The organism is Gordonia sp. CNJ-863 (assembly GCF_001942325.1).
Taxonomy (GTDB): domain Bacteria; phylum Actinomycetota; class Actinomycetes; order Mycobacteriales; family Mycobacteriaceae; genus Gordonia; species Gordonia alkanivorans.
This window is the reverse complement of the sequence record NZ_MKKG01000011.1, coordinates 411,065-436,160: the sequence shown is the minus strand read 5'-3', so window position 1 is coordinate 436,160 and position 25,096 is coordinate 411,065. Positions and strand designations below refer to the sequence as shown.

At 68.6% G+C, this 25,096-nt stretch carries 27 protein-coding genes; 11 read left to right on the top strand and 16 right to left on the bottom strand.

The features are described 5' to 3' along the window. Positions 1-33 precede the first annotated feature (33 nt). Positions 34-585: a TetR/AcrR family transcriptional regulator gene (locus BJF87_RS07915; RefSeq protein ID WP_006360489.1), complete on the bottom strand. Its 552-nt coding sequence runs from the start codon at positions 583-585 to the stop codon at positions 34-36. Positions 586-678: 93 nt separating this feature from the next. Between BJF87_RS07915 and BJF87_RS07910 the strand changes: the two genes are divergently transcribed. From BJF87_RS07910 to BJF87_RS07895, 4 genes are all read left to right on the top strand, one after another. Beyond that, positions 679-1,593, top strand: a complete 915-nt coding sequence (locus BJF87_RS07910) for an alpha/beta hydrolase (RefSeq protein WP_075862881.1) — start codon at positions 679-681, stop codon at positions 1,591-1,593. Beyond that, the gene (locus BJF87_RS07905; protein WP_006360487.1) at positions 1,590-2,387 is read left to right on the top strand and encodes an SDR family oxidoreductase; all 798 of its coding nucleotides are present in this window, start codon (positions 1,590-1,592) and stop codon (positions 2,385-2,387) included. The genes BJF87_RS07910 and BJF87_RS07905 overlap by 4 nt, the downstream gene beginning before the upstream one ends. Before the next feature lie 88 nt (positions 2,388-2,475). Then, complete coding sequence (locus BJF87_RS07900; protein ID WP_006360486.1) at positions 2,476-3,120, top strand: hypothetical protein; 645 nt, start codon at positions 2,476-2,478, stop codon at positions 3,118-3,120. Between the two features lie 121 nt (positions 3,121-3,241). After that, on the top strand, positions 3,242-4,282 hold the full coding sequence (locus tag BJF87_RS07895; protein WP_006360485.1) for an iron-containing redox enzyme family protein: 1,041 nt from the start codon (positions 3,242-3,244) through the stop codon (positions 4,280-4,282). Between the two features lie 16 nt (positions 4,283-4,298). On the opposite strand, the gene BJF87_RS07890 is transcribed toward BJF87_RS07895, so the two are convergent. From BJF87_RS07890 to BJF87_RS07880, 3 genes are read right to left on the bottom strand one after another with little or no spacing between them, the layout of a single operon-like run. Next, positions 4,299-4,541 (bottom strand): CDGSH iron-sulfur domain-containing protein, encoded by a 243-nt coding sequence (locus BJF87_RS07890; RefSeq protein WP_042377586.1) that lies wholly within the window; start codon positions 4,539-4,541, stop codon positions 4,299-4,301. Then, a complete protein-coding gene (locus BJF87_RS07885) occupies positions 4,538-5,311 on the bottom strand; it encodes a HemK2/MTQ2 family protein methyltransferase (RefSeq protein ID WP_006360483.1) in 774 nt (257 codons plus the stop codon). Before BJF87_RS07885 ends, BJF87_RS07890 begins: the two co-directional genes overlap by 4 nt. Positions 5,312-5,347: 36 nt before the next feature. Further along, on the bottom strand, positions 5,348-5,938 hold the full coding sequence (locus BJF87_RS07880) for a suppressor of fused domain protein (RefSeq protein WP_035750747.1): 591 nt from the start codon (positions 5,936-5,938) through the stop codon (positions 5,348-5,350). Between the two features lie 58 nt (positions 5,939-5,996). Between BJF87_RS07880 and BJF87_RS07875 the strand changes: the two genes are divergently transcribed. Beyond that, positions 5,997-6,701 (top strand): metallophosphoesterase, encoded by a 705-nt coding sequence (locus BJF87_RS07875; protein WP_006360481.1) that lies wholly within the window; start codon positions 5,997-5,999, stop codon positions 6,699-6,701. After that, the gene (locus BJF87_RS07870; RefSeq protein ID WP_006360480.1) at positions 6,691-7,548 is read left to right on the top strand and encodes a chromosome partitioning protein ParB; all 858 of its coding nucleotides are present in this window, start codon (positions 6,691-6,693) and stop codon (positions 7,546-7,548) included. The genes BJF87_RS07875 and BJF87_RS07870 overlap by 11 nt, the downstream gene beginning before the upstream one ends. 31 nt (positions 7,549-7,579) lie before the next feature. Here the strand turns inward: BJF87_RS07870 and BJF87_RS07865 are convergent, their stop codons facing one another. The 5 genes from BJF87_RS07865 to BJF87_RS07845 form a co-directional block, all read right to left on the bottom strand. After that, positions 7,580-8,761, bottom strand: a complete 1,182-nt coding sequence (locus BJF87_RS07865) for an ABC transporter ATP-binding protein (RefSeq protein WP_006360479.1) — start codon at positions 8,759-8,761, stop codon at positions 7,580-7,582. Between the two features lie 3 nt (positions 8,762-8,764). After that, the gene (locus BJF87_RS07860; protein ID WP_006360478.1) at positions 8,765-9,595 is read right to left on the bottom strand and encodes a carbohydrate ABC transporter permease; all 831 of its coding nucleotides are present in this window, start codon (positions 9,593-9,595) and stop codon (positions 8,765-8,767) included. Positions 9,596-9,599: 4 nt separating this feature from the next. After that, positions 9,600-10,820, bottom strand: coding sequence for a carbohydrate ABC transporter permease (locus BJF87_RS07855; protein WP_075862880.1), 1,221 nt, complete (start codon positions 10,818-10,820; stop codon positions 9,600-9,602). Then, the gene (locus BJF87_RS07850; protein ID WP_075862879.1) at positions 10,817-12,178 is read right to left on the bottom strand and encodes an extracellular solute-binding protein; all 1,362 of its coding nucleotides are present in this window, start codon (positions 12,176-12,178) and stop codon (positions 10,817-10,819) included. Before BJF87_RS07850 ends, BJF87_RS07855 begins: the two co-directional genes overlap by 4 nt. A gap of 320 nt (positions 12,179-12,498) precedes the next feature. Next, entirely contained in the window at positions 12,499-12,987 is a 489-nt protein-coding gene (locus BJF87_RS07845; protein WP_006360475.1) for a general stress protein, read from the bottom strand. 99 nt (positions 12,988-13,086) lie between these two features. On the opposite strand from BJF87_RS07845, the gene BJF87_RS07840 reads away from it, so the two are divergent. From BJF87_RS07840 to BJF87_RS07825, 4 genes are all read left to right on the top strand, one after another. Further along, positions 13,087-14,400, top strand: coding sequence for a magnesium transporter MgtE N-terminal domain-containing protein (locus BJF87_RS07840; protein ID WP_006360474.1), 1,314 nt, complete (start codon positions 13,087-13,089; stop codon positions 14,398-14,400). Beyond that, on the top strand, positions 14,397-14,921 hold the full coding sequence (locus BJF87_RS07835) for a DUF1003 domain-containing protein (protein ID WP_075862878.1): 525 nt from the start codon (positions 14,397-14,399) through the stop codon (positions 14,919-14,921). Before BJF87_RS07840 ends, BJF87_RS07835 begins: the two co-directional genes overlap by 4 nt. A 450-nt stretch (positions 14,922-15,371) precedes the next feature. Then, positions 15,372-16,496: a lytic transglycosylase domain-containing protein gene (locus BJF87_RS07830; RefSeq protein ID WP_075862877.1), complete on the top strand. Its 1,125-nt coding sequence runs from the start codon at positions 15,372-15,374 to the stop codon at positions 16,494-16,496. A gap of 69 nt (positions 16,497-16,565) precedes the next feature. Continuing rightward, entirely contained in the window at positions 16,566-17,711 is a 1,146-nt protein-coding gene (locus BJF87_RS07825; RefSeq protein ID WP_006360471.1) for an Mrp/NBP35 family ATP-binding protein, read from the top strand. Between the two features lie 9 nt (positions 17,712-17,720). Here BJF87_RS07825 and tatB read toward each other — a convergent pair whose 3' ends face one another. From tatB to sigE, 4 genes are all read right to left on the bottom strand, one after another. Next, positions 17,721-18,188 (bottom strand): Sec-independent protein translocase protein TatB, encoded by a 468-nt coding sequence (tatB, locus tag BJF87_RS07820; RefSeq protein ID WP_035750740.1) that lies wholly within the window; start codon positions 18,186-18,188, stop codon positions 17,721-17,723. A gap of 16 nt (positions 18,189-18,204) precedes the next feature. Further along, positions 18,205-19,737: a trypsin-like peptidase domain-containing protein gene (locus tag BJF87_RS07815; protein WP_372512870.1), complete on the bottom strand. Its 1,533-nt coding sequence runs from the start codon at positions 19,735-19,737 to the stop codon at positions 18,205-18,207. 2 nt (positions 19,738-19,739) lie between these two features. Continuing rightward, positions 19,740-20,261, bottom strand: a complete 522-nt coding sequence (locus BJF87_RS07810) for a hypothetical protein (protein WP_006360468.1) — start codon at positions 20,259-20,261, stop codon at positions 19,740-19,742. Between the two features lie 242 nt (positions 20,262-20,503). Next, complete coding sequence (gene sigE, locus BJF87_RS07805) at positions 20,504-21,124, bottom strand: RNA polymerase sigma factor SigE (RefSeq protein WP_075862876.1); 621 nt, start codon at positions 21,122-21,124, stop codon at positions 20,504-20,506. A 277-nt stretch (positions 21,125-21,401) separates the two neighbouring features. Between sigE and BJF87_RS07800 the strand changes: the two genes are divergently transcribed. Beyond that, complete coding sequence (locus BJF87_RS07800) at positions 21,402-22,049, top strand: O-methyltransferase (RefSeq protein WP_035750737.1); 648 nt, start codon at positions 21,402-21,404, stop codon at positions 22,047-22,049. A gap of 27 nt (positions 22,050-22,076) precedes the next feature. On the opposite strand, the gene BJF87_RS07795 is transcribed toward BJF87_RS07800, so the two are convergent. Genes BJF87_RS07795 through rfbD form a run of 3 tightly spaced genes read right to left on the bottom strand, consistent with a single transcriptional unit; the run spans position 22,077 to position 25,091 of the window. Further along, entirely contained in the window at positions 22,077-23,210 is a 1,134-nt protein-coding gene (locus tag BJF87_RS07795) for a sugar phosphate nucleotidyltransferase (RefSeq protein ID WP_006360465.1), read from the bottom strand. A gap of 44 nt (positions 23,211-23,254) precedes the next feature. Beyond that, the gene (locus tag BJF87_RS07790; RefSeq protein WP_035750734.1) at positions 23,255-24,151 is read right to left on the bottom strand and encodes a glycosyltransferase family 2 protein; all 897 of its coding nucleotides are present in this window, start codon (positions 24,149-24,151) and stop codon (positions 23,255-23,257) included. 4 nt (positions 24,152-24,155) lie between these two features. Continuing rightward, positions 24,156-25,091: a dTDP-4-dehydrorhamnose reductase gene (gene rfbD, locus BJF87_RS07785; protein WP_035750910.1), complete on the bottom strand. Its 936-nt coding sequence runs from the start codon at positions 25,089-25,091 to the stop codon at positions 24,156-24,158. Positions 25,092-25,096: the final 5 nt, after the last annotated feature.

The window sequence follows — 25,096 nt, the reverse complement described above, 5'->3', positions numbered from 1 at the left end:
CCCAGGATCACCGGTTACCGACGGTGCCGTGGCCTAACCGGTGGTCGACGGCCACCGAGAGGCCAGCGTCTCGCACACGGAGCGTTGCTCACTCTCGTCCCGCGCGTGCATCAACAACCCCTCCACGGTGAACACGGCGATCATCACCTCGGCGTCGACGGTCTCCGGTGAGACACCCGCCGCCTCCAACTCGGCCCGGAACAGACTGCCGGTGAGCAGGTGAAAGTTGTTGTGCCACTCCGCCACCGCCGGTGAATGCGGTACGCGGGCATGCACCGTCGTCACCAGACCACGCATCTCGGTCAACCGCTGCACGATCCACAGCACCCGAGCGGCGATCGGCTCATCCGACACCGCCTGATACATGGGCCAGACGTCGGCCATCACGGCCGACAGAACCGCAACGAGTACATCGTCCTTGTCGTCGAAGTACCAATAGATCGTGTTGGCCGCGACGCCGGCCTCCTTGGCCAACCTGTTCATCGACGTCGCCTCGTATCCGCCCTCGATGAACAGATTCCGCGCGGCGGCGACTATCTCGTCGCGCTTCTCGTCGGCGGCTTGCGGCCTCTTGTTCCGCGCCACGGAAAAAGTCACCTCCACAGATCCTCTTGAACGCCATTCAAGACGCTGTTATCTTGTTGAACACCATTCAAGATACTCGGCGAAGGTTTACCCATGTCACGTCAGTTCAGTTACGTCCGGTCCGATGTCACGTTCCGTTCGGGCGACTCCCGGTGCGCCGCCTGGCTCTACCGACCCGATGGCGTCGAGAACCCTCCGATCGTCGTCCTCGCACACGGTTTCGCCGCATTCCGGGAGCTGCGCCTCGACGCGTACGCGGCGCGGTTCGCCCAGGCCGGCTATGCCGCGCTCGTCTTCGACTACCGCCATTGGGGTGCGAGCGAGGGTTCACCGCGTCGCGTTCTCGACATCGCCAAGCAGCACGCCGACTGGGATGCCGCGATCGCCTACGTCCGCGGTCTCGACGGCGTGGACACGGGCCGAGTGGTGGCGTGGGGGACGTCCTTCGCCGGCGGTCACGTCCTGAGACTGGCCGCCCGCGACCGCGATCTGGCCGCCGCGATCGTCCAGGTGGCGCACGTGAGCGGGCCCGCATCGGCGTTCTCCCAGTCGCCGGCACTGGTGAGCCGCCTGATCTTCGCCGGAGTACGCGATCAGGTCCGGGCATGGACGGGACGGCCGCCGTACCGCATGGCTGCCGTCGGGCGCCCCGGCGACATCGCGATGATGACCTCGCCTGGCGCCTACGAGCAGGTCGAACGCATGGGAGACATGCGTGAGGAACTGCTTGCGGAGAACGACGTGGCCGCCCGAATCGCGTTGCGGGTGCCCTTCTACTCCCCCGGCCGTCACGCAGCCGACATCGATGTCCCGGTGCTGGTCCAGCTCGCCACGAGGGACGACGTCACACCGATCGACAAAGCGCAGGCCGTCGCCCGTCGGATTCCGAAAGGTGAAGTCCACACCTACGACTGCGCCCATTTCGAGCCGTATCTCGATCCGTACTTCGACACCATCATCGACCACCAGATCGGCTTCCTCGACCGCCACTTAGGAGACCCGCGATGACCGTGAACGATCGTCGACGCACCGCCCTGGTAACCGGCGCCTCCGCGGGAATCGGAACCGCCTTCGCCCGACACCTCGCCGCCGAGGACCACGATCTGATCCTGGTGGCGCGACGCGCGGACCGACTCGCCGAGCTGGCATCCGAACTCCATCGGCAACACGGGATACGCGCCGAGATCATCACGGCCGATCTCAGCGACCCGGCCGCGCCCGCCGCGATCGTCCATCGCGCAGCCGAACTGGGCATGCCGATCGACATCCTCGTCAACAACGCGGGACTGTCCGCCGGGACGAAGTTCTCCGACACCCCCTGGGACTCGGTGGCCGCCGAACTCCAGCTGATGGTGACCGCGGTGACCGAGCTCATCCATCGGGTCGTACCCGCCATGAAGGCGCAGCGCTGGGGACGCATCGTGAACCTGTCGTCCCTCGCGGCGGTGTCGCCTCCGGGAGAAGGCCTGCTCTACACCGGGATCAAGAGCTACGTGCTGAACATGTCGCAATCGCTCGACATGGAGCTCAAGCCATTCGGAATCCACGTGACAGCACTGTGTCCGGGCTTCACCCACAGCGAATTCCATGACGTCATGGGCACCCGCGACGCCGCAGACCGACTGCCGGGATTCCTGTGGCAGCAACCCGAAGACGTCGTCCGGGAAGGTTGGGCTGCGGTCTCCGCGGGAAAACCCGTCTGCATCCCCGGTGTCGTCAACAAGGTGTCCGCGGCAGCCATGCGCCCCATTCCCGGACGTATCGGCTACTTCCTCGGTCGCACACTCAACCCCTTCAAGTAACCGCGGTGCGCGACTGTCGGCGACCGGACGTGAACGGACCCGCCGGGAGCGTGATTGTCCCGTGACCGCACCGGGTAGTCATCTCGGCATGAGCACTACCGACACCGATGCCACCGTCGCGGCCCTGATGGCGCGCGCCGGACGGACCTACGCCGAGGACGCGGGGATCGCGCTGAAGGACACCCCGTCGCCCCTGTTCGAACTCCTGGTCCTGTCGCTCCTGCTGAGCACGCGGATCTCCGCCGACATCGCCGTCGCCGCAGCTCGCGAGCTGTTCGCCGCCGGGTATCGCACGCCCGAGAAGATGGCTCGGGCGTCGTGGCAGAGCCTCGTCGACGCGTTGGGCCGCGGACACTACAAGCGCTACGACGAGAGCACCGCCACCCGACTCGGGGAGGCCGGCCGGAAGGTCCTCGACGACTACCACGGGGATCTCCGCGAACTCGCCGCGAAGGCCGAGCCCGACTCGGATGCCGCCGCGAAGCTGTTGCAGGAGTTCACCGGCATCGGTCCGGTCGGCGCCGACATCTTCCTGCGCGAGGTGCAGTCCGTGTGGGATTGGGTCGCACCGCATTTCGACGAACGGGCCCGCGCCGCCGCCAAGGACCTGGGGCTGCCCGACGACCCCGGCCGTCTCGCGGATCTCGCCGACGGGAAGCCCGAGGTACTCGCCGCCGCGCTGGTGCGGGCGTCCCTCGACAAGGACCTGCTCGGCGAGGTCCGATCCGCGTAGACGCGGCCTATCCTGGGGTGACGGTCACAGGCGCGCCACGTTTGAGCACTTCCGCTTCCGGATACTCCGGGGAGGATCCGCGCCGTGCCCCGGCCGCGGACCGCGACGAGGAGGAACCCTGGTGTCAGCTGAGGCGATCGCTGCCGATCCGACCACTCCCGGGGTCTTTCGCACCCCGACGCTGCCTCCGGCACGTGGTCCGCTGTCCCAGGCCGTGATCGATCTGCTGAGCAGTGATCCCGAGTCGGCATCGGTCACCGATGTACCCGCGGTGGTGCACGACGCCGATCCGTATGGGGACGACCTCCAGCTGGCCCTGTACATCGCCTACGAGATGCATTACGTCGGTTTCGCCGAGGTGGACGTCGCGTGGGAGTGGCAGCCGGCGTTGCTGTCCCTGCGTGCCGGTCTCGAGCGACGATTCCTCGACGCCCTCCACCGCGACGTACCCGCGGCTGCCGAGAACCAGTCCGTGCAGTCGGAGATGGACGAACTCTGCATCGAGGATCTGGACGGCGACGGCGCGTCGTACTTCCTCCGTGACAACGGGACCTGGGAGCAGTACCGGCAGATGTTCGCCCTGCGATCGCTGTATCACCTCAAGGAGGCCGACCCGCACGCGTGGGCCATCCCACGACTCCGCGGGCAGGCCAAGGCTTCGTTCGTCGCAGTCGAGTTCGACGAGTTCGGCGGCGGCCGCGGCCGCGCGGTCCACCAGGAGCTCTTCGCCGACCTGCTCCGCGCGTCGGACCTGTCCGCCGATTACCTCGGCTACCTCGACACCGTCCCCGCCGCCGCCCTGACGCCGGTGAACCTCATGTCGCTCTTCGGTCTCCACCGTCGCTACCGCGGTGCAGCGGTGGGTCATCTCGCGGCCACCGAGATCACCTCGTCGCCCGGTTCCCAGCGACTCCTCGCCGGACTCGAACGGCTCCACGCGCCCGAGGCGTGCCGGCACTTCTACCGCGAACACGTCGAGGCCGACGCGGTGCACGAGCAGATCCTGCGCACCGACGTCGTCGGCGACCTGGTCCGGCAGGACCCGAGTGCCGAGGCCGACGTGATCTTCGGAATCCGCGCGTTCTTGTTCGTGGAAGACGCGCTCGAGACGCACGTGATGAGTGCGTGGGAACGCGGCGAGAGCGCCTTCCCCGGCGTTTAGGGGAATTCCGAGAGAATCAGTCCGCTGCGCGCCTGCGGCGCTTGCGGTGGCTCGTGTCGCACAGCGGGTAGTTCTTGCTGCGCCCGCACGCGCAGATGGCCACCATGAACCGGTCGGACTGCACGTGACAGCCGTCGGGCAGTTCGATGTCGACCGGTCCTTCGACGAGCACCGGTCCCCCGCGTACCACCCGTACCGCGGTGCGTTCGGCGCCCGCGCCGTTCTCGGTCTGCGCCACGGTGACGTCCTCCAGGGTCATGCCGAATGCTCCGCACCAGCAGTGTGACCCTCTGACCGGCTCCCGTCGACCTTCAGTTCGCCCGGGGCGACGGCAGCGATCCCGACCAGTCGTTCGACGCGGCATCCGCGCTCGAGCAGTCCGCGTTCCTCGAGCCACCCGGCGCGAGCGGTCATGACCGGGCCGAACGGGATGAAGCGTTCCGAGACGACCTCGGCGTGCAGACCGCCGGCCCGAAGACCCCGCAGCGATGCCTCCTCGTCGGCGAACTCGGAGTGCACCAGCAGGAACGTTCCGCCGGGACGCAACAACGTCGGGACGTGCGCGCACAGGAGATCCAGCACGGCCCGTCCGTCGAGGCCCGCGTCCCACGCGTGCGACGGTCCCGCCGGGTGGTACCGGGGATCGTCGACCGGGGGCGTCGGCACGTAGGGCGGATTGCAGGTCACGACGTCGTACTCACCGACGTGGCGCGTCAGATCACCGTGTTCGACGGTGATGGACACCCCTGCCGTCACCGCCGCTCGGCGAGCGTAGGCAACCGCATCGGCGGAGGCGTCGACGGCGGTGACCTCGGCTGCGCCCCGGCGGGCGGCGGCGATCGCTATCGCACCACTACCGGTACACAGGTCGAGGACGCTCTTGCCGTCCACGCCCAGCGAACGCACCATGTCGATGAGTAGTTCGGTGTCCTGCTGTGGCAGATAGACCTCGCCGACCGAAGAGGCGGCGACCCCGGGGGTGGCGAGGGGGGCCCGCGGCGTTGCGGGCGATGCGGATGTCAGCGTCACCAGTGCATCGTTCCCGCGGGCAGCGATCGTGAAACCTCAGCCGGGCGTGGCCGAGGCCCGATTCGGCTCGGTCACGTCGATGTCGGCCTCCCGCCACACGTCGCGAAGAGCGTCGGCGCCCTTGAGCCGCACCCAGGCCGCCTCGTTCGCGGTGATCGGCACCGCCCGGAGCAGACGGACGGGGTCCATCGGGTCGGGCAGCTCGACCTCCCCGAGTTCATCGGCGGACAACAACACCGCGGTGCAGGTGGCACCGTCCCACAGCGGTTCGCCCAGATCGACAAGGGCGTCGGCGTCGAGGATCAGTCCCTCGACCGCCGGCGCGGCCGCCAGCGTCGCCAAGCGCTTGTGCAGGCCCGGGAGCGGCGAGCCCGCGCGCATCCGGACCACGAGTTCGGCCCGCGGCCCTTTCACCGGATCGGCGTGGAGATCGGTCGGGTCCGCCATCGGATGGCGTGCGCAACCGGACGTCACATAGACCAGTTCATCGGGGGCTTCATCGCCGAGCACGAATCGCAGTACATCGATGGGCTCGACGCCGAGGAACGTCACCGACGCCCGCTGTGGTTCGGCGCCCAGCCGATCCCGGAGATGTTTCCCGACGAGGTCGGTCACCGCTTCAGTCACGTCCGACAGGCTACCGAGAAGACTGCGACCGATTTGAGCCCTCGTCTAGCCTGGAGCAATGGTCCGGGTTCTGGCGGTCGCCGACGAGGTGGTGGACTCTCTCACCTACGGCGTCGGAATCGAGGGGCGCCCCGACCTCATCCTCGGCGCCGGCGACCTCCCGTTCGACTATCTCGAGATCCTGTCGTCACTGTGCGACGCACCGTGCGTCTACGTTCCCGGCAACCACGACCGTGAACTGCGGGGCTACCGTCGCGGGCGCACCGGCTGGACCCGCGCGGGCCTCCCCACCGAGGACCCGGGTCCGTGCGGCGGCATCAACGCCGACGGGCGCACGGTGACGGTCGCCGGACTGCGGATCAGCGGACTCGGCGGCAGCCGCTGCTACAACGGCGGGACCAACCAGTACACCGACATCCAGCAGCGTCTGCGATCGATACGCCTGCGCTGCGGGAACATCCTGTCGAAAACGGCCCTGGCGAACCGGGGCGGCACCGACATCCTGCTCACCCACAGCCCCGCACGCGGCGTCGGCGACGGCGACGACACCCCGCATCAGGGTTTCGACTGCTATCACCCGCTCGTCCGCGCATTGCGCCCGACGCTGCTCGTGCACGGGCACGTCCATCCCTACGGCAGCCGCCCGCGCGACCTACCCATCGGCGAGACGACGACGTCGATGAACGTCGTGGGGTTCTGCCAGTTCGACATCGATCCGGCGACCCGGAAGGTGGACATCGTGAGGCGCAGACATGGCGCGTGACACCGGATTCCCCGAGGCCGACGCCGAATACGACTTCGCCCGGCTACGACGCCAGGCCGAACGTGCCCGGCTCGCACAGTGGTTCATGCGGCAGCCGGCGGACGTCAACACCATCCTGCCCTTCGACGAGGTGGTCGCCGCGCTCGGCGCCACGGGCAAGACCGTGATCGGCCTGCAGGTCGTCGAGGTGTCCTCGATCGTCGGAAGCGTCGACCGCACCAAGGATTTCGACCGGTACTTCCGTCCCACCTCGTCGCACATGCGGGAGCGGTGGCAGCGGATCGCCGCCGCCCAGCGTCGCGGCGAGTCGGTGCCGCCGGTACAGCTCTACCGGGTCGGGTCGATGCACTTCGTCATCGACGGCCACCACCGCGTCTCGATCGCCATCGCGCGCAACCTGACCACGATCGACGCCTACGTGACCGAGATCCACACGCGCATCTCACCGGAGGGCATCAACGCACCGTCGGACCTGATCCTCAAGGACCACCGCCGGCTGTTCCTGTCGCGGGTTCCGCTCGAGGGCGCGCAGGCCGAGGCCATCAAGCTGACCGACGCGTTCGACTACGCCGAACTCGCGGAGAACGTGGAGGCGTGGGGTTTTCGGCTCTCCCAGGAGCTCGGCGAGTTCCTGAGTCGCACCGAGGTCGCCCGACGCTGGTTCGGTGAGGAGTTCCTGCCCGTCGTCCGAATGGCCCGCCGGGCCGGCATCCGCGACGACCTGACCAGCGACGCCGAGCTGTACATGTGGGTGGCCTGCGAACGCTATCGCCTGGTGCGCAGGCACGTCTGGGACGAGAAGGTCTTCGACGAACTGCGCGACCACTCCGACCGTAGACGGCGGTAGTGGTCGCGCAGCGACGCGATGCAGACGGAGATCAGCGGCGGCGCAGCGACTCTCCCGAGCTCTGGTCGAAGACCGCCACCTTCGAGGCGTCGTAGAACAGCTCGGCGGTCGAACCGCGGGTGACCTTCGAATCCGGCGACAGGCGGGCGATGAGCTGGCTGCCCCCGAGGTCGGCACCGGAATCGGCGGACAGCTCGGCGAGCGCATCGCTCGACGCCCGGTTCGACCCGTTGCCGATGCTGAAATAGGCGTAGATGTCCGAGCCCATCGACTCGAGGACGTCGATGTTCGCGGTGAACGTCGCACCCTGCCGGCGAGTGGTGTCGTCGACGAGGGAGGCATCCTCGAGGTGCTCTGGGCGGATGCCGATGAGAACCTCGCCGCTGCTTCCGACGTCACCCGCCCGCGAGACCACGGCGCGGTGATCGTCGAGGGCGATCGTGCCGATCGCGGTCTCGATGCCGTCCGTGCCGAGGCGTCCGGACAGGAAGTTCATCGCGGGCGAACCGATGAACCCGGCGACGAACACGTTGGTCGGGTTGTTGTACAGCTCCTGCGGCGTGCCGATCTGCTGGACATGCCCGCCACGCAGCACGACGACGCGGTCGCCGAGGGTCATCGCCTCGGTCTGATCGTGCGTCACGTAGACGGTGGTGGTCCCCAGTCGCTGCTGCAGCTGCGCGATCTCGGTACGCATCTGCACGCGCAGCTTGGCGTCGAGGTTCGACAGCGGCTCGTCCATGAGGAATGCCTTGGGCGAGCGCACGATCGCGCGGCCCATCGCCACACGCTGACGCTGACCGCCGGACAGGTTGGCCGGCTTGCGGTCCAGGTACTGCCCGAGATCGAGGATGCGCGCGGCCTCGTCGACCTTGGCGGCGATCTGATCCTTCGGCAGCTTCTGAAGCGTCAGCGGGAATGCGATGTTGTCGCGCACCGACATGTGCGGGTAGAGCGCGTAGCTCTGGAACACCATCGCGATGTCGCGGTCCTTGGGTGCGCGTTCGTTCACGCGCTCCCCGCCGATCCGCAGCTCGCCGGAGGAGATGTCCTCGAGTCCCGCGATCATGTTGAGCGTCGTCGACTTTCCACATCCCGACGGTCCGACGAGGATGACGAACTCGCCGTCGCCGATCTCGATGTCGACCCCGTGGACCGCGGTGGAGCCGTCCGGGTACTGCTTGGTGACCTTGTCCAGAACGATGTCTGCCATGGGTTATCCCTTCACGGCGCCGGATGTCAGACCGGCCACGATTCGACGTTGGAAGAACAGCACGAAGATGATGATGGGGATGGTGATGACGACCGCGGCGGCCGAGATCGAACCGGTCGGTTCCTCGAACTGCGAGCTGCCGGTGAAGTTCGCGATGGCCACCGGGGCGGTGATCGCTCGTTCGGTCGAGGTCAGCGACAGGGCGAGGAGCAGATCGTTCCAGGCGAAGATGAACACCAGGATCGCGGCGGTCACGACGCCCGGCGCGGCCAGCGGCGCGATCACCTTGCGGAACGCCTGCCAGGGGGTGGCGCCGTCCATCTTGGCCGCCTTCTCCAGCTCCCAGGGGATCTCCCGGAAGAAGGCCGACAGCGTGTAGATCGCCAGCGGCAGCGCGAAGGTGATGTACGGCAGGATCAGGCCCGGCCAGGTGTCGAAGAGTCCCAGTCGACGCTCGATGTTGAACAGTGGTGTCACCAGCGAGATCTGCGGGAACATCGCGATCAGCAGCGCTGCCCCGATGAGGACCTTCTTGCCGGGGAACTCCAGGCGTGCCACGGCGTAGGCGGCCATGGTGCCCAGGATCACCGCGATGAGGGTCGTGATCAGTCCGACGCCGATCGAGTTGATCAGCGCCGAGGTGAAGGCGCTGGTCTCGAAGATGGACTTGTAGTTGTCGAGGGTGAACTCACTCGGGATGAACTTCCCGTCGGTCACGCTCGACGCCGGCTTGAACGACAGGCTGATGATCCACAGCAGCGGGATGAGTGCGTACAGGATCACCAGGATGTTGGCGATCGACCACCACGCCTTGGTTTTTCCGCTCGAATTCACCGGATTACCTCCCCTCGTCGTCGGAACCCGGTGCGGCGGTGCCGAACCCCTTGATGAACACGAACGCGATGATCGCCACGCAGACGAAGATCAGGATCGAGATCGCCGATCCGACGCCCAGATTGAATGCGCCGAACAGATTGTCGTAGCCCAGCATCGACACCGAGTAGGTGTTGTTGGACCCGCTGGTGAGCACGTAGATGTTGTCGAACACGCGGAACGCGTCGAGTGTGCGGAACAGCAGCGCGACGAGGATGGCGGGCTTCATCAGCGGAAGGATGATGCGCCACAGGCGCGTCCACGCACCCGCGCCGTCGACCTGTGCGGCCTTGAGCAGGTCGTCGGGCACCAGGGCCAGACCTGCCAGCAGCAGCAGCGCCATGAACGGCGTGGTCTTCCAGACCTCGGCGAGGACGATGATCGCCAGCGACGGCCACTGCTCGGTGAGTGGCGCGCTGCCGTCGGGCAGCAGGTTCGCCAGGTAACCCGTGCCCGGCGTCCACGCGTAGTACCAGGAGAATGCCGCGGCCACGGTCACGATGCCGTAGGGGATCAGGACCACCGTGCGGATCGTGCCGCGTCCGAAGATGGTGCGGTGCATGACCAGTGCGATGGCCATGCCCAGGACGAGCTCGATGAGCACCGACACGACCGTGATGCCCACGGTGACTCCGAATGCGGTCCACCAGTAGTTGTCGGTCAGCACCGTCGCGTAGTTCGAGAACCACACGAATTCACGCTCGCCGGGCGCCGACAGACTCATCTTGTTCAGCGACAGCCAGACGGCGTAGATGATCGGGTAGCCGGTCACCAGCAGCATCATCAGCGCGGCCGGCGCGACGAGCCAGAACGCGAGTCGCCGCTCGGCGGTCTTGCCCTCACTGCGCTTGCGGGCCTTCGGTGCGGCCTCGGCACGGGGTCGTTCGGCGACCGCGGTGGCGGCGCCCGATGACGGTGCGACGCCGACGGATCCGGGACTCTCCCCCACCGGGTTGGTGTATGTCGACGCCGACGGGTTCGAACCGGAAGATGCCTCGTGGCGGCCTCCGGGAGGAGCCTTCCACAGCTCGTCGGAATGGACCGGAGGGTTGTCACCCACGATCGGTATCGGACCGGTCTGGGCCGGGGCATCGTCGGGCAGCGCGTGACGGCCCGCGCGGAACGTGGACTCGTCCGCGGAGTCGTCCCCGTTCGGCCTGCGCCCGGGTGTGTTGTCGTCGGTCACGGAACCAACCCTTCCCCGTCGATTGCCTTCTGGACGGCCTCGGCGAGTTCGTCCACCAGTGTCTCCGGATCCCACGCCCCGACCGGACTCAGCTTTGCCTGCAGCAGCGTCGAGATCGCCTGGTAGTCAGGTGACTTCGGTCGGACCGCGGCGTGCTCGGGCTGCAGCTGCCGCTTGATCTCCTCCGCCATCGGGTAGGCGAGGCGGAAATCGGCGTCGTCGTAGATGGATTCGATCACCGGCGGCGGACCCGCGTTGAGCGAGAAGCTCTTCTGCGAGGCCTCGCTGGTGATGCACTCGGCGGCCTGCCAGGCCAAGTCCTGCTGCTCGGAGGTGCTGGCGACGGCGATGTTGATGCCACCGAGGGTCGTCTTCGTCGGCAGGCCCTCGAAGCCCGGGTACGGCGCGAAGTCGAAGACCTTCTGCATCTCACGGTTGAGCGGGATCACGTCCCGGTCGGACGGCGGATTCGCGCTGTCGGCGTACAGGTTCGCGTACTTCGTCAGGTCGAGGAACGGCACGGCGCCGGCGACCGCGTTCTCGCGCATACCGGGGAACACGAAGGGCCAGTTGACCTCATAGAGGGCCTTGCCGCTCTCCATGCCCAGGCGGGCCGCCCCCTCGTCGGAGTTGGTCAGCGACGGGTCGGCGCCCGGTGCGGTGGCCACCGCCTTGAGCGTCCGGAGTGCGCGGACCGTGGCGGCGCGATGTTCCGGGGTGTCGTTGAGCGTCACCTGGTCGGGGTTCTCGGGGTCGACGACCTGGCCACCGGCGCTGACGAGCACCGAGTTGAACCAGACCATCAGGCCCTCATATTGCCTGCCCTGCACCATGATGTAGGTCGGTCCGCCGTTGCGGCCGCTGACCAGTGCATCCTCGAGCATCCCGTCCCACGTCGAGGCGGGACGGGAGCGGTCGACCTTGTCCTCCAGGACATCCTTGCGGTACCAGAGCAACTGGGTGTTGGTGGAGAACGGGATCGCGTAGAGGCGTTCGCGCTCATCCTCATCCGTCTTCCACACCGCGGTGTCGAGGGGGCCGCCGAGCGAGCGCGCCGAGACCTCCGCGGCCATCGCGTCGGGCACCGGAACCATCCAGCCCGCGTCGGCGAACTCCGCGGTCCACACCACGTCCATGCCCATCAGGTCGAGCCCGGAGTCGTTGCCCGCGAGGCGACGGGCCAGCTGCAGACGCTGATCGTCGGCGCCCTTGGGCAGCGGGGTCGTGACGACCTTGTAGGCGCCGCCGGAATCGGCCGAGCACTTGTCGCCGATCGCGGCGAAGGTGTCGGCGCCGTCGGCGGGGGGATAGAAATTCAGTACGCCCGCTTCATATCCCGAGCCGCACGCGGACAACACGGGAAGCGCCGCCGCCGCGGCGACGGCCGCCGCGAGGACCTTCCGCCTTACGCGACTTGTGGTTCGAGAACCGGGCGGGCCGCCCTCCGATCGCCGGGAACCCCCCGATCGGCCAGTGCGGCCCGTTCCATCATCAGTGCTGACCCTGCTCCGCACGCAGCCTCCTCGATGTCGTACGCGGCGGACACCCGAGGTGCTCCGCCGTGAGCGTCCGAGGTGCAACGCTATACGGCGCGATTCGTGACATGCAACACATTCGGCATGGGCGTGCCACTCCCCCGCCGATCGTGATCGCCCCGTGTCCCTCTAGGACTCGAGTCTCACATCGTGAGGCGGGCGAGCATGTCGCGCGCTTTCTCTGCACTTTTCGGATCGCACAGGACGTCGTAGCGTCCGGCGACCAGCTGCATCGTCGACGCGAAATCGCGCTGTCCACGGGTCGCCGCGTACGGAATCGTCGCCGAGATCACACCGAAGACCATGCCGCCCACGATGCCGGCGATGATCGGCGCCAGCGGCGAGCCGGTGAAGACCAGCGCGACGAGGCACCCGAAGAAGAAGCCGAGCCAGGCACCGGACACCAGACCGCCGCCGATCACCTTGCCCCACGTGAGGCGTCCGATGACCCGCTCGACCTGCATGAGGTCGACACCCACGATCGTGACGTCCTGGACCGTGAAGTTCTCGTCGGACAGGTAGTCCACCGCACGCTGAGCCTCGGCGTAGGTGCTGTAGGAGCCGATCGGCCAGCCCTTGGGCGGGGTCGGCAGGCCCGGCGTCTCCCGGCTCGGGCGCATGGGATTCGTCATTTTCGGGACCTCCCCTTGTGGAAGTGAATCGACGGGCGTCGCGGCTGATCCACCGTCGCCGACGACGTTCGTCGAACCGTTGGCACTACCCTTACTCCCATGTCGTCGGTGAGCAAGGTGTTCGTGGCCAGATTAGTCGGGTTGGTCGTCCTTGGTCCCGACGGTGAGTCCATCGGGCGGGTCCGTGACGTGGTGATCTCGATCCGATTGTCGGGTCAGCAACCGCGCGCGCTCGGCCTCGCCGTCGAATTGACCACCCGCCGAAGGATTTTCGTTCCGATGCTGCGCGTGACCGGCATCGAGCCGCGCGCGGTGACCCTCAACACCGGAACGGTGAGCCTCCGGAAGCTGCATCTGCGCCCCGGCGAGGCCCTGGCGATCGGCCAGATCCTCGACACGCGGGTTCGCGTGACCGATCCCGACCTCCCGGAACTCGCCGACGCCGATGTGACCGTGGTCGATCTCGGCATCGAACGCACGCGTACCCGGGACTGGGTCGTGTCGCGTGTGGCCGTCCGCGCGGGTCGTCGCGGACTGCGCCGGCGTCACGAGACCCACGTCGTGGAATGGTCCAGCGTCCAGGGCATCACGCAGTCTTCTCTCGACCTCCCGGGACAGGGCGTCGCCCAGGCGCTGATGCAGTTCGAGGGGATGCGTCCGGCGGACGTGGCCAACGCCCTGCGCGAGCTGCCGCCCAAGCGGCGCGGCGAGATCGCCTCCGCGCTCGACGACGAACGGCTCGCCGACGTCCTCCAGGAGCTGCCGTCCGACGACCAGAAGGCGATGCTCACCGCGCTCGGCCGCGACCGGGCGGTCACGATCCTCGAGGAGATGGACCCCGACGACGCCGCCGACCTGCTCGGCGAGCTGCCCGACACCGAGGCCGAGGCCCTGCTCGAGGAGATGGACCCGGAGGAATCCGAACCGGTCCGCCGCCTGCTGTTGCACTCCCCCGACACCGCCGGTGGTGTGATGACCTCCGAGCCGATCATCGTCACCGCGTCGACGACGATCGCCGAGGCACTCGCCCGCGTCCGAAACCCCGACCTCACCCCCGCCGCGGCGAGCATCGTGTTCGTCGTGCGCCCCCCGACGTCGACACCGACCGGCAAGTACCTGGGCTGCGTCCATCTGCAGGCACTCCTGCGGGAACCGCCCGCCCACCTCGTCGGCGGCATCCTGGACACCGACCTCGCCCGGTTGCACCCCGAAGACTCTCTGGAGACGATGACCCGCTACTTCGCGACCTACAACCTCGTCTGCGGCCCGGTGGTCGACGAGGCCGGCCACCTGCTCGGCGCCGTCAGCGTCGACGACCTCCTCGACGAGATCCTGCCGCGCGATTGGCGTGAGACCGAACCCGAGGACATCGACCGGCCGGCCGGCACCAACGCGCAGGTGAGGATCCGATGAGCGAACAGGGCGGGCGCAAACTCGACGTCCCGAGCACGCGGCGCACCATCTCGTTCAATCTCGACTCCGACGTGGTCGGGATGTACAGCGAACGTGTCGCCCGGTTCCTGGGCACCGGGCGGTACCTGCTGATCCAGACCGTCATCGTGATCGTGTGGATCGCGCTGAACCTGGTGGCGGTGACGATCCGGTGGGACCCCTACCCGTTCATCCTGCTCAATCTGGCGTTCTCCACGCAGGCGGCCTACGCCGCCCCGCTGATCCTCCTCGCCCAGAACCGGCAGGAGAACCGCGACCGCGTCGCGCTGGAGGAAGATCGGATGCGGTCGGCCCAGACCAAGGCCGACACCGAGTTCCTCGCGCGCGAGCTGGCCGCGGTCCGCCTGGCCGTCGGCGACACGGTCACGCGCGACTATCTGCGCAAGGAACTCGACGACCTCCTCGACGAGCTGACCGAACGGCTCGCCGCGCGCGCGGCAGACAGCTCGGACGATGCGGACGGCGACGACCGGTTCCACTGAGCGAACCGTCTACCCGGTCCCGTCCAAAGACCGCTCGACATCGCATCGTTATGTCACTCCAGTAACTTCTCTCACATGAGTTTGCCGCTGTAACTTTCCGCATCTCAGCGACGAAGTGAGTGATGTCGAGCAAATGCGGAGTTCGCCATTGGGTCATCAGACCCAATATGTATGGTGGGTCACAGTTCGGCCGGAACCGGATGTCGGTCACACGACACCGACCCGGTCGGGTGTATTCGCTCTCGGCTCCAGGCCGTGTGGCTCGGAGCGGGCAATCACTGCGTCCTCGGGGGCAGACGTGTGGTGTTTTGACAACGGAGTACATGTGATCGTGCAGTCGGGAACGAAGAATCGGATGGCGAGTCATCCGCGGGGACCGGCGGTGGACCGCCGAATGACGGCGGCGGGCCGCCCCGTAAACGGGCGCACAGCACACGACGGTGGCCGTCGGTGAGCCCGCTCAACCTGGTGCGGCGCCGTCGTGGGCCGCAGCGTCCCCTGCACTTCCCCCGCCGGGCCGCGACCATCGTCGTCGGTGGCGCCCTCGTCGGCACCATGGTTTTGGGTACGGCGTCGTCGAGCGCACACGGCGTGCTCGCCGCCGCAACCCCGGAACGATCCGAGGCACCGGTCGTCGTCGCCGACGTCGTGCCGAGTTCACCGGTCACCCTTCTCGGTTTCGCACCTCCGCCGGAGAAGCCGGCCGCCGCACTGCCCGCACCTCAGTTCCGGCTCGCGAACGATCTTCCCTCCGGTCCTCTCGGCATCCCCGGCGTGGTCCTGCAGGCCTACAAACTCGCGGCCAACCGGGTCGGCGCCGAGAGTCCGCAGTGCAAACTGCCCTGGTTTCTCCTCGCCGGTATCGGCCGGATCGAGTCGAACCACGCGAGCAACGGCTCGGTCGACCAGTACGGCACCACGGTCAACACGATCGCCGGTCCCGTCCTCGACGGTTCGCTGGCCGGCAACGCCGTCATCAAGGACACCGACGGTGGCCGCATCGACGGCGACTCCGCACATGACCGCGCCATGGGGCCGATGCAGTTCATCCCCAGCACCTGGGCGTCGTGGGGCTCCGACGCCAACGGCGACGGCAAGGCCGACCCCAACAACGTCTTCGACGCCACCTACTCGGCGGGGCGCTACCTGTGCGCCGGGGTCAGCGACATCATGGGTGAGGGCACCCGCGTCGCCGCGGTCCTGCGGTACAACCGGTCGATGGAGTATGTGGCGAACGTGCTCGGCTGGGCGGGCGCCTACGCCACCGGCGTGATGCCGACCAACCCGATCCCGGAGGCCAAGCGCAAGGCGTCGAGCTCCAAGAGCAAGAGCAAGTCGAGTTCCTCCTCGTCCTCGTCCACGCCGCCGTCGGGACCGTCCTCGTCGTCGCCCTCGGTGCGCAAGCCGGCCCCGCCACCGCAGAACTGCTTCATCGTCTGTCTGCCGACGATCACCCTGCCCGGGCAGGCACCGCCGCCGACCAAGAAGCAGGCACCGATCACCAAGAAGACGCCGCAGCCGCAGTCGCGCGCCGGGGTGCCCGGTCCCGCGACGACACCGGTGCCCGTCCGCTGATCCGTCACCTCGCGGCCGACCCCGGGACCACCACCGGGGTCTGCCGGTGACGCCGGTACGCTGGAGCAGATGACTACAGGAGTTGCGCCCACGGAATCGGCAGTTCGCGCCGCTCTGGGCAAGGTCAAGGATCCGGAGATCGGCAAGCCCATCACCGACATCGGGATGGTCAAGTCGGTCACGATCAACGACGATGCGAGCGTCGACGTCGGGATCTACCTGACGACGTCGGGATGCCCTCTGCGCACCGAGATCACCCAGCGCGTGGAGAAAGCCGTCGCCGATGTCGCCGGTGTCGGCGCGGTCCGCGTCGAACTCGACGTCATGGACGACGAGCAGCGCACCGAGTTGCGCAAGAAGCTGCGCGGGGACAAGGCCGAACCGGTCATCCCCTTCGCCCAGCCCGGGTCCCTGACCCGCGTGTATGCCGTCGCCTCCGGTAAGGGCGGTGTCGGAAAGTCCAGTGTCACGGTCAATCTCGCGACCGCGCTCGCCGAGCGCGGACTCACCGTCGGTGTCCTCGACGCCGACATCTACGGCCATTCCGTCCCACGGATGCTCGGCAGCGACGCCAAGCCCACCCAGGTGGAGCGGATGATCATGCCACCGATGAACCACGGCGTGCGGTTCATCTCCATCGGCCAGTTCACCGACGGCAACACCCCGGTCACCTGGCGCGGGCCGATGCTCCACCGCGCACTGCAACAGTTCCTCGCCGACGTCTACTGGGGCGATCTCGACGTCCTCCTGCTCGACCTGCCGCCGGGCACCGGCGACGTCGCGATCTCCATCGCACAGCTGATCCCCGGTGCGGAGATCCTCGTCGTCACCACCCCGCAGCAGGCCGCCGCCGAGGTCGCCGAGCGCGCCGGTGCGATCGCACTGCAGACCCGCCAGAAGATCCTGGGCGTCGTGGAGAACATGTCCTGGCTCGAGCTGCCCGACGGCACCCGCATGGAACCGTTCGGTTCGGGTGGTGGCGAGAAGGTGGCCGAGCGTCTCACCCGTGCGGTCGGCGCTCCGGTGGAGCTGTTGGGACAGGTGCCGCTGGAGACCGCTCTACGCGAGGGCGGCGACGCCGGGGTCCCGGTGGTGCTGTCGGCCCCCGACTCCCCCGCCGGATCGGCGCTGCGCGCGATCGCCGCGAAGCTCGCCGTGCGCAAGCGCGGACTGGCCGGGATGAGCCTCGGGCTCGATACCGTCCGCCACTCCTGAGAGTTCAGGTCAGGTCGCGTCCCAGTCGGAGACGGCGGGACGGCCACCCGACCGGCGCTGGACCGGCGCGCTGCCCGAGGACGGCTCGGCCGGAGGTGTGTCGGTGTTCTTGTCGAGCGACATCGGCGCCGATACCGGCTTGATCGGCGGCACCGGGGTGGTGCTGCGATCGACGGTCGTGGCGTCCTCACCCAGCCGGAACAGCGAGTCGTCGCCGTCGAGCAGATGCTTGGTGACGATCGAGCGCGGCGTCATCCCCCGCAACTCGTTGAGGTCGGCGAGGGGTTTGCGCAGGTCTTCGAACTCCGGCCCCAGTTCGTCCTTGAGCTGGTTGGTGGCACCGGTCGCGTAGTCGCGGACCTTGCGCAGCGACTGCATCGACCAGGACACCGCGCCGGGGAGCCGTTCGGGTCCGAGGATGACGAGGGCCGCCACGATCAGGATCGCGATCTCACCCCATCCGATACTGCTGAACATCTACCTCGTCCCGGTGTCAGTCGCTCTGCGGCGTGATCGTGCCGTTGAACGTGCGCCCGTCCCGCCAGTACTGGAACGGGACTTCCTCACCGATCTTCGCGGTCCGGACCGCGACATTCAACTCGTCGGCGCTCTCGATGGGCCGTCCGTTGAACGAGGTGACGACGTCGTTCTCGCGGACCCCCGCACGTTCGGCGGGTCCGCCGGACACCACGTTGCGCACCTGCGCGCCCAGGACCCGCTCGTTGCGGACCGAGCTCACGTTGATGCCGATCTGGGCGTGGTTGACCTTGCCGTCGCGGATGAGGGCCTCGACGATGGGCTTGGCCTCGTCGATCGGGATGGCGAAGCCGAGGCCGATGGACCCGCCGCCGGCACCGAGCCGACCAGCGGTGTTGATACCGACCACCTTGGCGTCGGCGTTGACCAGCGGGCCGCCGGAGTTGCCGGGGTTGATGGAGGCGTCGGTCTGGATCGCGTCGATGACCGCATCGGTGTCGGACTCGGCGTCGGGCGTGAGGGCCACCGCACGGTTGGTGGCGCTGACGATGCCGCTCGTCACGGTCCGGTTCAGGCCGAGTGGCGATCCGAAGGCGACGACCTCCTCGCCGATCTGCAGATCGGCGGAACTACCGAGGACCGAGACGGTGGGATTCTTCACGTTCTCGACCTTGAGCACCGCGAGGTCGGTCTTGGGATCACGGCCGACGATACGTGCGGCGACGCGCTGCCGGTCGAAGAAGATGACCTCGAGCTTCGCGCTCTTGTCGTTCGCGGCCATCGAGATCACGTGGTTGTTGGTGAGGATGTACCCCGCCTTGTCGATGACGAAGCCCGAGCCGGTCGAGTAGGCCCCGGACGCGCGCACGTCGATGGCGACGACGGACTTCTCGACGGCCCGCGCCACCTCGGCGACCGACGAACGCGGTGCCGATCCGTCGCCGGAGTCGTCGGTCGACAGCTCCACCGAATCGGTGGTCAGCGGGGCCGCGACCTCGGCGGTCCAGCGTCCCATCAGACCGCCGACGAGAGCGATGAGCAGGGCGATGATCGCGAGCGTCGCGAGCGCGCTCCAACTGATTCGGTTGCCCAGCAACACATCCCGAACACCGAGCTTGGGTCCGGGGTCGGTGGCCGGCGCCGACGACGCGGTCGGCAGTGCCGGGTCGACGAGCCGCGCCGGGCTCTCCGGATCACGCCAGGGGTCGTTGCCCCGCGGCTCGTCCTCGGCCTGGCCGTAGGAGGCGAGCGGGTCGCGCTGCAGTGTCTCGTCGGAACCCGGCGGCCGGCCGAAGGCCTCGGCGAGCACCGGGTCCGGATCGGCGACGTGCGGTTGCGGCGCGGAGTGACTGCTCGGCGTTGTCGCGAATGAGCCGCGCACCCCCGAGGGGCGGCCGAAGACCTGCGCTGTCGACGGCGACACCGGAGAGTGCCTCGGGCGTCCGGGCGTCAGGCGTTGCGTGTTCGGGGGTTCTTCGCGGCGCGCGAACTGCGCGTCACCACCGGGAGTCGAGGTGTCCTCGCCCTGCGGTCCGGTTCCGTCGGCCACGTTCACCGACCCCGACGGCGGAAGTTGCGGCCGCGGCCCGTGTCGCGCATGAGCGGGTTCGCGGGCGGGCGCATCGTGTCGCGGGCGCCGGGGATGCCGTCGGTCGGGGTGTCCGAGCCGAGATCGATCTCGCGGGTCGGGATCTGGGAGAGCGCGCCGAGGAGCGACGCGGGCACCGACACCTGGCCGGACTCGCGGAGTCGGGTGCGGGCCAGGGACTGGGCGTCGACGGCCGCCACGCATTCCGGGCAGAGCGCGAGGTGATGGGAGGCACGCGCGTGCGCCGACATGCCGAGTTCGCCGTCGACGAAGGCGGCAACCGCCTCGGGGGCGAGATGTTCGGTGGGTGCGAATCGGCGTCCGCCGGCGGTACCGGGCGCGCGATAGCCGCGATTGGGCAGGAACGACGAGGGGGCCGGAGTCCAGGAGTCGGCGCTCCACGAGGATCGCCGGCGACGAAGATTGGGAGTCGGGGGCTCGACACCGCCGCCCCGGGTCGGACGCCCGCGATCGCCGTCCATCATCGTCGGTCACCCCTCTCCACGACGTGTCCGCCGCAATCCGCTTTCAGCCTTTGCCGAGTCTGTTCGCCACGGTACTCACCGTCGGCGGACCGTGCCGCCACATGTGGCGTGACCGTGCCCGCACGCAACGTCTCAGCTTATCCGAGTCAGACAACGACGCACGTCGACTCGTGGTTCCCCGGCTCCGCGGACGAGTTGTCCGAGGTGAGGCGTCCGACTATCGACCGACGCGGAGCGGCATGTCAGCTGTGCGCCCCGATGGCGACGGAACGGCTGCTGGTGTGCCCCTGGGCGGCGAGGGCGTCGCGGATGCTCTGCCGGCCACGGTGGATGCGGCTGCGGACGGTGCCGAGCTTGACGCCCAGCGTCGCGGCGATCTCTTCGTAGGACAGCCCCTCGATGTCACAGAGGACGACCGCGGCGCGGAAGTCGGGCGCGAGCGAGTCGAGGGCGAGCTGCAGATCGGGATCGAGGTTGGTGGCGTCGAAGATCTGCTGCGGGTCGGGGGTGTCGGCCGGCACGCGGTCGTACTCCTCGGGCAGCGCCTCCATGCGGATCTTGCTGCGGCGGCGGACCATGTCGAGGAACAGGTTGGTGGTGATGCGGTGCAGCCAGCCCTCGAAGGTCCCGGGGCGGTAGTTCGACAGCGATCGGAACACCCGGATGAAGGTCTCCTGGGTGAGGTCCTCGGCGTCGTGCTGGTTTCCCGACAGCCGGTAGGCCAGGCGGTAGACGCGGTCGGCGTGCTCGCGTACCAGTTCGTCCCATGACGGCATCAGCAGTTCGTCGCCGGTGGCGTCGAAACCGGCGGTGCCCGCCGGAACGGCAGGCACGTCTTCGATGGAATCGCGGGAATCGGTCATGGTGGGTGGTCGGTTCCTCTCTCGTGAACACAGCCCGGTGACCCAGAGCACTCACCGTGTGGAACAACGTCGCACCGATCGGGTATTCCCCATTCGGCCGACGTTCACACCGACCTGGAACGGAAATACCGTCAACCGGACGCCCTTACCCTCTCCTACCGGAGTGTGGTCGCCGTATGAGTCGGCTGAGTGTTCCCTGAGGATGTGAAGCGACCCGGATTCGCGCAGGTCGGCGTGCCATGTCCGAGTTGGCCCGACCGGCGGTTAACCTCGACGCGTGACCGAGTCAACCCCGTCCGCCGGCCCCGATCTGATCGCCTACGCCGAGTCGGCGATCGTCGAGGACGATGCCGTCATCGCCGCCCGTGCCCGCGCCGAGGAACTGGGCGCCACGCCCGTGAGCCCTGCGGTCGGTGCGCTGCTCGCGCTTCTGGCCCGTACCGCGGATGCCAAGGCGGTCGCCGAGATCGGGACCGGCACCGGCGTCAGCGGCCTGTGGCTTCTCAACGGCATGGCCGCCGACGGCGTCCTGACCACCATCGACCCCGAGCCCGAACACCACCGCGCCGCGCGGTCGTCGTTCGCCGGGGCCGACATCTCGCCCGGCCGGACACGACTCATCAACGGCACGCCCACCGACGTGCTGCCGCGCCTCTCCGACTCGTCGTACGACCTGGTCTTCATCGACGGCCCGCTGCTGGATCTCCCGCGTTTCGTGACCGAGGCGGTCCGCATGCTGCGCGACGGCGGCGTCGTCGTGGTGCACAACGCGACCGCCGACGGCACGGTGGGCGACCCGTCCCGCACCGACCCGCCCACCGCCGCTGCCCGCGAGGCGGCCCTGCTGATCGCCGACGACGAGCGCCTGCTGCCGGTCGTGATCCCACTCGGGCCCGGCGTGCTGGCCGCCGTCAAGACGCGCTGACCCGGACACGAACCGGGTTCTGGGGCCTCAGACGTCCGTCGAGAAGCGGATTCCGTTGTCGGGGATCTCGATTCCGGGCCACACGCGGGCGCCGCGCAGGAGTTCGCAGCGCGCACCGATGTCCGCGCCGTCGCCGACGACGGTGTCGCGGATCAGTGCCCGCGGGCCGATGCGTGCGCCGAAACCGATGATCGAACGTTCGACGACCGCGCCGGCCTCGATGACCGCGCCGTCGAAGACCACCGCGCCGTCGAGGCGTGCGCGGGGGCCGACTTCGGCACCGCGGCCGACGACGGTGCCGCCGATGAGCAGGGCACCCGGGCCGACGCCCGCACCCTCGTGGACCAGCGACTCACCGCGCCGGTCGCCGAGTGCCGGTGACGGGGCGATGCCGCGAACCAGGTCGGCCGAGCCGCGGACGAAGTCCTCGGGGGTGCCCATGTCGCGCCAGTAGGCGTGGTCGACGTGGGCGTGGACGTGCTTGCCCTCGGTGAGCAGACGCGGGAACACCTCGCGCTCCACCGAGACGGGCACGCCGTACGGGATCGATTCGATGATCTCGCGCTTGAAGACGTAGGTGCCGGCGTTGATCTGGTCGGTCGGCGGGTCCTGCGTCTTCTCCAGGAAGGCTGTGACCCGACCGTCGGCGTCGGTCGGCACGCAGCCGAACGCGCGCGGATCGCTGACCCGCACGAGGTGGATGGTCACGTCGGCGTCGGCCTTGCGGTGGCTGTCGATGACGTCGCGGACGTCGGTGCCGCCGAGTACGTCGCCGTTGAAGACGACGATGGTGTCGGCGGTCAGCTCGTCGAGCACGTTGCGGATGCCGCCGCCCGTGCCGAGCGGCTCGTCCTCGGTGACGTAGCGCAGGCTCAGGCCGAGCTTGGAGCCGTCGCCGTAGTACTCGCTGAACGTCTCGGCTTTGAAGGAGGTGCTGAGGACGACGTCGCGGATGCCGGCGGCGTGGATTCGCGACAGCAGGTGGGTGAGGAAGGGCAGGCCCGCGGTGGGCAGCATCGGCTTGGGCGCCGAGAGGGTGAGCGGACGGAGCCGAGTGCCCTTGCCGCCGACGAGGACGACCGCCTGGACGTCCCCGGCGACCGGACCCGATCCCCCGACGGATTCACTCCCCACCGAGTCGCGCACGGTGTACTGATCCACTTGATCGGTCCCTTCTTCGTGATGATCGGTACTCACTTCAGCACCTATCCGTTGTTTTCGCTCGTCGGGGTGTTCTGAGCCGACAATGCTCGGCGGGCGGCCCGTACCGCGAGGCGGGAGCGCACGGCCAACCCGGCCCGCAGCGCGAGCCGCAGCGGAGCGCGTAGGACGCCGGTGTTGCGGTCGGCCTGGAACCGGTATGCGCTCTCGTGGTGCGCGGGCAGCATCTTCTCCGGGTGCCGGCCCGCGCTGTGGCCCTTGGTGTGCACGATCTCCGCCGAGGGGACGTAGACGTTCTGCCACCCGGCCTTGCCGAGGCGGTCGCCGAGGTCGACGTCCTCCATGTACATGAAGTAGCGCGGGTCGAAACCGCCGACGGCGTCGAAGGCCTTGCGGCGCATCAACAGGCACGAGCCGGAGAGCCAGCCGACGGCACGTTCCGACGGGGCCTCGTCGTCGGCGCGATAGGCCGCGGTCCACGGGTTGGACTTCCACACCGTGCCGAGGATGGCGTGACCGGTACCGGAGACGAGGTCGGGGACGCGACGCGCCGACGGGTAGACGGTGCCGTCGGGTTCGCGGATCAGCGGTCCGAGGGACCCGGCACGCGGCCAGCGGTGCGCGGCGGCGAGCAGCTCGTCGATCGAGCCGGGCTTCCACTCGACGTCGGGGTTGGCGATGAGCACGAACTCGATGCCGGGATCGAGTTCGGCGACCCCGCGGTTCATCGCACGCCCGTAGCCGAGGTTGCCGCCGGTCCGGACCAGCGTGACGGACTCGTAGTCCTGCTCGGCCTTCTCGGGTGCGCCGTCGTCGGAGCCGTTGTCGGCGATGATGACCTGCGGCATCACGTCGGTCACGGCGTCGAGACTGCGAAGGAATGTCGCGAGGTGATCACCGGAGGAGTAGGTCACCGTGACGACGGCTAGCTGAGCGGGCACCGGCTCAGGGTAACGAACCCTCTGACTCGGCGATCGACGCGTGCAGCGCGGCACGCCAGTCCCGCAGCGGGGTCAGCCCTGCCGCGGCCCAGGAACGCCCGGACAGCACCGAGTAGGCCGGGCGCGGTGCCGGGCGCGGGAACTCCGCCGTGGTCGTGGGCAGTACGCGTGACCGTTCGGCGCCGACCTCCTCGAAGACGGCTGCGGCCACGTCGAACCAGGTCGCGCGGCCCGCGTTGGTGGCGTGCAGGACGGCTCCGGCGACCTCGGCGCGGGGCCCGGCGGCCACGAGTTCCCACAACCCGTCGGCGAGGTCGATGCAATAGGTGGGTGAACCGAGCTGGTCGTCGACGACCGACACGGTCTCGCGCGCCTGCTCGAGACGCCGCATCGTCCCCACGAAGTCGCGGCTCTCGGGCCCGCCGGTGTACACCCAGGCGGTGCGCACGACGGTGGCGCGCGGGTCCGCATCGAGGACGGCGCGTTCGCCCGCGAGTTTGGTGGCCCCGTAGACGGTGGCCGGTTCGCCGCTCACGTCGTCGGGTTCGTAGCCATCGGGACGGTCTGAGGCGGGTGCGGCACCCGGGAACACGTAGTCGGTGGAGACGTGGATCAGCCATGCCCCCGCGGCGGCGGTGTGGGCCGCGAGCACGGCGGGACCGGTGGCGTTGACGCGGCGGGCGCCGTCGACGTCCGACTCGGCGCCGTCGACGTCGGTGTAGGCGGCGCAGTTGACGACGACGTCATCGGGCCCGAGGTCGCCGAGCGCGGCCGCAACCGACGGCTCGTCGGCGATGTCGATGTCGGCGGAGGTCAGGGATCGACACACCACGGAGTCGGGCGCCTGGGCCGACCTCCCCTGGAGTGCGGTGCCGAGCTGACCGCCGGCGCCGACGATGTACACGGTGGGGGTGCTGGGCGTGACGCGCATGCGCACCATCGTGC

Excerpts from the sequence above, each read along its gene's own strand:
- BJF87_RS07910 (WP_075862881.1), top strand. The coding sequence starts at position 679 with ATGTCACGTCAGTTCAGTTACGTCCGGTCCGATGTCACGTTCCGTTCG.
- BJF87_RS07905 (WP_006360487.1), top strand. The coding sequence starts at position 1,590 with ATGACCGTGAACGATCGTCGACGCACCGCCCTGGTAACCGGCGCCTCC.
- BJF87_RS07900 (WP_006360486.1), top strand. The coding sequence starts at position 2,476 with ATGAGCACTACCGACACCGATGCCACCGTCGCGGCCCTGATGGCGCGC.
- BJF87_RS07890 (WP_042377586.1), bottom strand. The coding sequence starts at position 4,541 with ATGACCCTGGAGGACGTCACCGTGGCGCAGACCGAGAACGGCGCGGGC.
- BJF87_RS07875 (WP_006360481.1), top strand. The coding sequence starts at position 5,997 with ATGGTCCGGGTTCTGGCGGTCGCCGACGAGGTGGTGGACTCTCTCACC.
- BJF87_RS07870 (WP_006360480.1), top strand. The coding sequence starts at position 6,691 with ATGGCGCGTGACACCGGATTCCCCGAGGCCGACGCCGAATACGACTTC.
- BJF87_RS07865 (WP_006360479.1), bottom strand. The coding sequence starts at position 8,761 with ATGGCAGACATCGTTCTGGACAAGGTCACCAAGCAGTACCCGGACGGC.
- BJF87_RS07845 (WP_006360475.1), bottom strand. The coding sequence starts at position 12,987 with ATGACGAATCCCATGCGCCCGAGCCGGGAGACGCCGGGCCTGCCGACC.
- BJF87_RS07840 (WP_006360474.1), top strand. The coding sequence starts at position 13,087 with ATGTCGTCGGTGAGCAAGGTGTTCGTGGCCAGATTAGTCGGGTTGGTC.
- BJF87_RS07835 (WP_075862878.1), top strand. The coding sequence starts at position 14,397 with ATGAGCGAACAGGGCGGGCGCAAACTCGACGTCCCGAGCACGCGGCGC.
- BJF87_RS07825 (WP_006360471.1), top strand. The coding sequence starts at position 16,566 with ATGACTACAGGAGTTGCGCCCACGGAATCGGCAGTTCGCGCCGCTCTG.
- tatB (WP_035750740.1), bottom strand. The coding sequence starts at position 18,188 with ATGTTCAGCAGTATCGGATGGGGTGAGATCGCGATCCTGATCGTGGCG.
- BJF87_RS07810 (WP_006360468.1), bottom strand. The coding sequence starts at position 20,261 with ATGATGGACGGCGATCGCGGGCGTCCGACCCGGGGCGGCGGTGTCGAG.
- sigE (WP_075862876.1), bottom strand. The coding sequence starts at position 21,124 with ATGACCGATTCCCGCGATTCCATCGAAGACGTGCCTGCCGTTCCGGCG.
- rfbD (WP_035750910.1), bottom strand. The coding sequence starts at position 25,091 with ATGGTGCGCATGCGCGTCACGCCCAGCACCCCCACCGTGTACATCGTC.